At 38.7% G+C, this 8,173-nt stretch carries 6 protein-coding genes; 3 read left to right on the forward strand and 3 right to left on the reverse strand.

What is annotated here, in order from left to right; genetic code table 11:
- A partial coding sequence (locus ACFIO3_RS01085; protein WP_375704030.1) for a Smr/MutS family protein occupies window positions 1-536 on the reverse strand: 536 nt, incomplete at its 3' end.
- A gap of 52 nt (window positions 537-588) precedes the next feature.
- On the reverse strand, window positions 589-1,281 hold the full coding sequence (locus ACFIO3_RS01090) for a Tim44/TimA family putative adaptor protein (protein ID WP_375606178.1): 693 nt from the start codon (window positions 1,279-1,281) through the stop codon (window positions 589-591).
- 174 nt (window positions 1,282-1,455) lie between these two features.
- On the opposite strand from ACFIO3_RS01090, the gene ACFIO3_RS01095 reads away from it, so the two are divergent.
- Entirely contained in the window at window positions 1,456-1,950 is a 495-nt protein-coding gene (locus tag ACFIO3_RS01095) for an FxsA family protein (protein WP_375606177.1), read from the forward strand.
- A gap of 142 nt (window positions 1,951-2,092) precedes the next feature.
- The gene (secB, locus tag ACFIO3_RS01100) at window positions 2,093-2,569 is read left to right on the forward strand and encodes a protein-export chaperone SecB (RefSeq protein WP_375606176.1); all 477 of its coding nucleotides are present in this window, start codon (window positions 2,093-2,095) and stop codon (window positions 2,567-2,569) included.
- Window positions 2,570-2,638: 69 nt separating this feature from the next.
- On the opposite strand, the gene ACFIO3_RS01105 is transcribed toward secB, so the two are convergent.
- On the reverse strand, window positions 2,639-4,939 hold the full coding sequence (locus tag ACFIO3_RS01105) for an NADP-dependent malic enzyme (protein ID WP_375606175.1): 2,301 nt from the start codon (window positions 4,937-4,939) through the stop codon (window positions 2,639-2,641).
- A gap of 195 nt (window positions 4,940-5,134) precedes the next feature.
- Here ACFIO3_RS01105 and mutS point away from each other — a divergent pair, with 195 nt between their 5' ends.
- A complete protein-coding gene (gene mutS / locus ACFIO3_RS01110; RefSeq protein ID WP_375614904.1) occupies window positions 5,135-7,879 on the forward strand; it encodes a DNA mismatch repair protein MutS in 2,745 nt (914 codons plus the stop codon).
- The last annotated feature ends 294 nt before the right edge of the window (window positions 7,880-8,173 follow it).

An 8,173-nucleotide genomic window follows, 5' to 3' on the forward strand; every position in this document is an offset into this window, starting at 1 on the left:
CCGCCATGTTGACGCGCTGCTTTTTCAAACGCATGGACATAATATCGAAAAGCTGGTGTTGATAACCAATACGGAACAAATCTATACAAAGCTCCATCGCTCCCAACGGATCGTCCTTTTCCTGTAATCACAAGAACATAACGCAATCCTCTCTGCTGAGAGGATTGTAAAAATTTTTTTAAGAAAAAATAAGCTTCTTCCTGCATATAACCGTGGAGATCAAGACGCGCCTCAAGAGGATAACGACCTTGGGAAATTTTACGATGTGCAACATGATCAAAGAAATGATCCTTTTGTGCTTGTGTAACTGCCCTCTTTTCTCTTTTAATAATTGTCGAGGGTTGTTGATTTTCCTGAGACAATAAGGAGATTTGAGTTACAGGCTGTTTTTTATCATTAATATTTGCAATAGTTTCTGAAGTAGAAGAGAGAATCTTACCATGAAGCGGTGTTATCGTACGACAAACCATCTCCCATAAAAGGCGATCTTGTGAAGCCAATAAATCTCTTTTTTGTCTCCATTTATTTGAGGACATTTTAATTTCTCATAAATCATTGAATGCTTATGGAAGAAAAACAAAAAGTATTTTAATTTTCATTTTCTGTAGCAAAAAGCTTCCAGTTGGGATCTGATGATAAACTATTGCGAACAAAAGTCCAAATATCCCTGATTTCTACAATAGCATCAGGATCACCGTCTATACGCTCGCCCTGTTCATTATAAGTAACAGAAATCATCTCACTGACAATACGTATCGTTAAAAGTTCGTCTTTTTCTTGTATTGCCGCCGAGACAAACTCGATCTTATTAATTCCAACAAAAGTAAACTCTATTCTTTCTTTGTTTTTTTCTCGTTGTTCAATCGCTGTACAAAAGTTTTCAAAAACATTCTGACAAAGCAAGCTTTTTAGTTGACTGCGATCACCTTTGGCAAAAGCTGTTACAATCATTTCATAAGCAATTTGTGCACCTTTTATAAAAAATTGAGGAGAAAAATGCGGGTCAATTTTACGCAGTGCTCGCAAATTTTTATTCAAAATACTTCCCTCTGGTGCAATTTCATCAATTTCACTAAAATTGCCTTTTTCTGAATTTTTCTGATGAGGGAACGAAACAATATTATCTGTCGTTTCTGTCTCATCTTGTTTTTTAGAACGTCGTGAATAAGGATCAAAGGGTGGCTTTTCAAACCCAATTCGTTTCCCTAATACATTACGGAGTTGCACAAAAATAACAACCATAATAACAAGAGCGATGACAAGTATAACGTCAAATTCCATAGGCGCTGTCAATCTCCAAAGATTAAGTCTCTAATAAACATTGCAGTCAATACCATTTATCAATAAATATGTAAAATAAGGAATCTTATCATTCAAATATTTTTATAGATTTTATATTTAAACGGAGTTCTCTTAAGAATTTCTCCCCCTACTCATCCAGAAGGAAATTTTCATGTGATAAAACTTTATTCTATAAATCCTCGTTTTTTTGTTGTTATCTTTCTTTGCATTCTTTTAATCGAGATTGCTGGTTTTATCTTTGTTGGTCAAGAAATTGGTATTTTAGCAACCTTGAGTCTGGTTATTCTCACAACCATAGTTGGGGTTGTTTTATTGCGAATTCAAGGGATTAGCCTTTTAAAAAACATACAAACTGAACTTATCCAAGGACGCACATTAGAAAATAATATTATCAATGATGCTTTCATTATGTTCAGTGCGATTTTACTTATTCTTCCCGGCTTTATAACTGATCTCTTGGGAATATTACTTCTTATTAAACCAATTCGCTCTGTTGTTTGGCATTTCTTTTCATCATTAAAAAACAAAATGAATCAAAATACTAAAAGAAAAAATGACTCTGAAAAAATAATTGACCTTAACGCAGAAGATTACACAATTCATGATACGACAGAATCTCCATGGCGCAAAAATGATGATAACCATTGAAATGCCTAAAAAATCTGTAACAAACTAAAAAAATATTCAAGATAAAGAGCGCATTTCTTGCAACCTTTTGCAAGGCGTGATAACCAATCTGGTCTTTAGATCTAAAATAAATATACATATTATAATGAGAGAGGTTCGTCGTATGGCCGAAGGTGAAATGAATAACAGTGGTGGAGAGCCGGTTTTTGCTGTATTAACTCAATATTTAAAAGATTTATCATTCGAAAACCCTGGTGCTCCTCGTTCATTGCGTGCACGTGAAAAGTCACCACAAATTGATATCAATATTAACGTCAATGCTAACCCAATTGGTGATGATAATTATGATGTCGTTTTGTCTCTCTCCGTTAAAGCCAATGATGACACTGAAACCTTATTTCATGTAGAACTGATTTACGGTGGTGTTTTCCACCTTAAAAACATTCCACAAGAACATGTTATGCCACTGGTCTTTATTGAATGTCCCCGTCTTTTATTTCCATTTGCTCGCCAAATTATATCTGATGCTACTCAAAGTGGTGGTTTTCCACCTTTGTGGATTGACCCTATTGATTTTGCAGCACTCTTCCAAAAGCGTCTTTCTGAAGAACAAAAGGACAGTCAAATACAGCCCTCTTAAAAAATTTATTTTTTTTGCTATCAAAAAGCCCCTTGATATATTATTGGTATATTAGGGGCTTTTTTTCCTTTAGATGACTTTTTCGGCATGATAAGCCGCAAGCATTGCAATATTGACAACATCTGTATCGCTTCCACTAAATGGTACAATTTGGACAGATTTTTCCAATCCAATTAAAATAGGACCAATGATGGTTGCTTCACCAAGTTCTTGTAACATTTTGCTGGCAATGGAAGACGCGTGATATCCAGGCATAACTAAAATATTAGCAGTCTCTGTTAATCCCATAAATGGGTATTGCTGCATCAATTTGGAATTGAGCGCCACATCAGCGCTTATTTCTCCATCAAACTCAAAATCAACCTTGCGTTCGTGCAAAATATTAATTGCATCCTGAATTTGCTGCGTCGTCTGCCCTTTCATGTAGCCAAACGTAGAAAATGCTAAAAATGCTACCCGTGGTTGATATCCAAATCCACGCACAAACGAAGCTGTTTGTTCCGCTATATCAGCAAATTCTTCAGCATTAGGATTTTCATAAACAGCTGTATCGGCAATAAACACAGTTCGGCCACGGCAAATGGCCATTGAAATACCAATCAATCGTTCTTTTGGTTTTTCATCAATTGCCCGACGTATATCGATCAACGCTGTTTCATAATTGCGTGTCACCCCTGTAACCATTGCATCAGCATCTCCTAGTGCCACCATACACGCAGCAAAATAATTGCGATCATTATTGATACGACGATGACAGTCACGCAACAGCCAGCCTTGACGCTGCATCTTTTTATAAAGATAATTCGCATAAGCATCTGTACGGCAAGAAAGCTTGGCATTTATAATAGAAATACCTTCACGCTCCAAATCAATTCCAGCGATAACAGCTGCTTCTCTTATTTGCTCTTCCCGACCAACCAAAATCGCTTGTCCTAATTTTTGATGAACATAAGAAACGGCTGCCCGCATAACTTGTTCTTCTTCACCTTCTGCAAAAACAATTTGTTTTGGCGCTTGACGAACGTGGTTATAAACCCCACGCATTATCGAAGAAGTAGGATCACGCCTCGCATTTAAATCACGCTCATAGGCCTCTAAATCATCTATGTTCTTTTGTGCAACACCGCTTTCCATTGCTGCTTTTGCTACCGCTATTGAAACAACTGTGAACAAACGCGGATCAAAAGGAACGGGAATGATATAATTAGGACCAAATTTTAATCGCTTTCCACGATAAGCTTCTGCAACGCTGTCAGGTACTTCCTCATGCGCTAAATCAGCAAGAGCTCTTGCCGCAGCAATCTTCATGTCTTCATTAATAACTGTTGCACGCACATCAAGCGCACCACGAAATATATAAGGAAAACAGAGAACATTATTAATCTGATTTGGATAATCGGAACGCCCTGTTGCAACAATAGCATCATGACGCACTTGCATAACCTCTTCCGGCGTAATTTCTGGATCGGGATTGGCCATAGCAAAAATGATCGGCTGCGGCGCCATGGATTTTACCATTTCAGGGGTAAGAGCACCTTTAGCAGAAACCCCGAAAAATATATCTGCTCCTTCCATTGCTTCCATAAGCGTACGTTTATCCGTTCGAATAGCATGCGCAGATTTCCACTGATTCATTCCCTCTTTACGACCTTCATAGACCACGCCCTTTGTATCACATAATATGATATTTTCAGAACGAAAGCCCATTGCTTTAATCAGTTCAATACAAGCAATCCCAGCAGAACCAGCACCATTACAGACTAACCGCGTGTTTTGCATATCGCGCCCTGTTAAAGTCAAAGCATTGAGAACACCCGCAGCAACAATAATCGCTGTACCATGTTGATCATCGTGAAAAACAGGAATATTCATCACCTCGCGTAGGCGGCTTTCAATCATAAAGCACTCAGGTGCCTTAATGTCTTCAAGATTGATTCCACCAAAAGAAGGTTCTAAATGACGCACCAAATTGATAAAACTTTCCGTATCATTTATATCAATTTCTAAATCAATGGAATCAATATCCGCAAAACGCTTAAACAGCACTGCTTTGCCTTCCATGACCGGCTTAGAGGCAAGGGCACCTAAATTGCCTAACCCTAAAATAGCTGTACCATTTGAAATAACAGCAACAAGATTGCCTTTTGCTGTATAATCGTAAGCGAGTGCTGGATTTTGAGCAATTGCCTTAACTGGAACTGCAACACCTGGTGAATAAGCAAGTGCTAAATCATGCTGTGTTGCCATAGACTTTGTTGCAACAATCTCAAGCTTTCCTGGTCGACCACGACTATGAAAATCTAGAGCTTCTCTTTCGCTCGCACTGTAAACAGTTTGAGACATTTTCTGATCCTGCTCGCTCTTTTTCATCTCACTTTATTTTCTCCAAAAACAGTGTAAATTTTGCTTGATAATGCGTATAGTTATTAAATTTGATTCATATGTTAGAAATCGCTATTCTTGCCTTAGCAAATCTGATGATACGTTGCAATTTAGAGATAAATAAATATCGAAGTAAACAAAAAAGAGTAAAAACTTCACTTAAAGGAAACAGGCCTCGTACAAATGGATAAAAAAAACAATCATAAAAATAATTTAATTCCACAGCCTGCCTCCTCATCTGCTTCCTCTCAAGAACGTCTTACACCTATGATGGAGCAGTACATAGAAATCAAAGCCATCAATCATGATTCCCTTCTCTTTTACAGGATGGGGGATTTCTATGAATTATTTTTTAATGATGCAATTGAAGCGGCTCAGGCTTTAGGAATCACACTCACAGCACGCGGAAAACATTTAGGACAAGATATTCCTATGTGTGGTGTTCCCGTTCATGCGGCAGATGATTATTTGCAAAAACTCATTGCTTGTGGTTATCGTGTTGCTGTTTGTGAACAAATAGAAGATCCTGCTGAAGCGAAAAAACGTGGCTCAAAGTCTGTTGTTCGGCGTGATGTTGTTCGTCTTGTAACACCTGGAACAATAACAGAAGAAAAACTCCTTGATCCAACGCGTGCAAATTATTTGATGACGCTTTCCCGTATAAAAACCAGTGATGGAGAAGAGTTTGCTCTTTCTTGGATTGATATCTCAACAGGCATATTTCGTGTAACAGAAAGCCGCCAAGAAAAACTTTTGGCAGATATTATGCGTGTGGATCCACAAGAAATCATTGTTGCTGATTCCTTTTTTCATGATAAATCTCACAAATCGCTTTTTAATGTTCTTGATCGTATCGTTTCACCTCAACCTGCTTGTCTCTTTGATGCACTCACCGCTGAACGCGATATTTGCAATTATTTTAAACTCTCAACTCTTGAGGGTGTTGCCGATTATTCACGTTCCGAACTCTCTGCAATTGTGGCGGCTATTCGTTATATCGAAAAAACACAAATCACGCATCGTCCTCCCCTCATGCAGCCTGAGCGCCAAAATGAAAGTGCGACTCTTTTTATTGATGCTGCAACCAGATTAAGCCTTGAACTTATTCGTACGACATCAGGTCAACGGGATGGAAGTTTATTAAAAGCGATTGATCGCACTGTAACAGGAGGAGGGTCACGCCTTCTTATTGACCGCCTTATTGCTCCCCTCACCACTCCTTCAGCGATTGATACGCGTTTGGATTCTATCGATTTTTTTCTACGTAATCCTTCTCTTGCAGAAGCGATAAAGCTTATTTTAAAAGGGGGACCAGATATGCCCCGCGCCGTTTCACGTTTGGCTCTTGGACGAGGAGGCCCCCGTGATATGGCGACAATCCAACGCGGTTTTGAAATCATTCGTGAACTGCATCAACTCCTTAATAATGAGCTCCTACCTCAAGAAATAAGTGATGTACAGCAGATATTCTCAAACTTACCCACAGCTTTATACATTCATTTAGAGCAAGCATTAGCTGATGATCTCCCACTGCTTAAACGTGATGGGGGATTTATTCGCTCCAATTATCATAAAGAGCTCGATGAAATGCGGGCTTTACGTGACGAATCTCGCCGCGTTATCGCTGAACTTCAAGCGCAATATGCCCAAGAAACAGATATTAAGACGCTTAAAATAAAGCATAATAATATTCTAGGCTATTTCATTGAAGTAACCAGTACACAAGCATCTGCTCTCACAAATAATCCACAGGCTAAAGCACGTTTTATTCATCGCCAAACAATGGCAAACGCTATGCGTTTTACGACAACAGAGCTTGCTGACCTTGAAAGCCGTATTGCCCATGCTGCCAACCATGCATTGACGCTTGAATTAGAAATCTTTGATATTCTCGTTCAGGAAATTACCGAACAAGTTGACTTTATTCGTAAAGCCTCTGAAGCAATTGCCATTTTAGATGTCTCTGTCGCTCTAGCACATCTTGCTGAAGAACAAGGATATTGCCGCCCTAAAATTGATCATTCACTGACCTTTCATATTACAGCAGGACGCCACCCTGTCGTCGAGCAAGCACTCCGCAAACAAGCCGCAGAACCCTTTATTGCCAATAATTGTGATCTCTCTGTACAAAAAAATCAACAGTATGCAGCAATCTGGCTTTTAACTGGACCTAATATGGGAGGAAAATCAACTTTTTTGCGGCAAAATGCTCTCATTGCTATTATGGCACAAATGGGGTCCTTTGTTCCAGCAACTTCAGCGCATATTGGCGTCGTTGATCGCCTGTTTAGCCGTGTTGGTGCTTCCGATGATCTTGCACGAGGGCGCTCAACCTTTATGATGGAAATGGTGGAAACAGCAACGATTCTCAACCATGCAAGTCACCACTCCCTTGTTATTCTTGATGAAATAGGACGTGGAACATCAACCTTTGATGGACTATCTATTGCTTGGGCAGCCGTTGAATATCTCCATGAAGTTAACCATTGTCGTGCTATTCTTGCTACCCATTTTCATGAAATGACTGCGCTTACCGAAAAACTTGATAGACTGCATAATGTAACCATGAAAGTCAAAAATTGGGATGGTGATGTGGTTTTCCTTCATGAGGTCATACCAGGAGCTGCTGACCGTTCCTATGGTGTACAAGTTGCAAAGCTTGCTGGACTTCCCCCAGCCGTTATTACACGAGCGACAGATGTCCTCCATCAACTAGAACAAGGTGAAATGGCTGGAAAAGGGCATAAACTCATTGATGATTTACCCCTCTTTTCTCTTAAAGCAACATCTCCCGTCAATGAAGAAAGAAACAAACATTGTGTTCTTCACGAAGCTTTAAAAAATATCCATCCTGATGAACTCTCTCCTAAGCAAGCTTTAGAAACAATTTACCACCTCAAACAGCTTGAAGAGAGTACCCCCCTATAGAAAACAGATGTTATTTTTTATTAAATAAGCTTTCTTAATAGGAAATAAAGTGTCCTTTTTTGATATGTTTTGGTACAAATATTTGTTTACCTTATTCCTATTGCTTTTCTACGCAATATATTTTGATAAGTAGAATGCATCTAGAGGAAAAATCCTATGCATTATATTTCATATTTCCTTAGATCAATCTTGACGTTTATACAAAAAAATTGATCCACATCGATTCTTTTTACAAGACAATCATTTTTTGCAACGATTATCTTGAATTCTCCTCCACCTTGCCAACATGCATGT

This window comes from Bartonella sp. AD328YNZD (assembly GCF_042196425.1).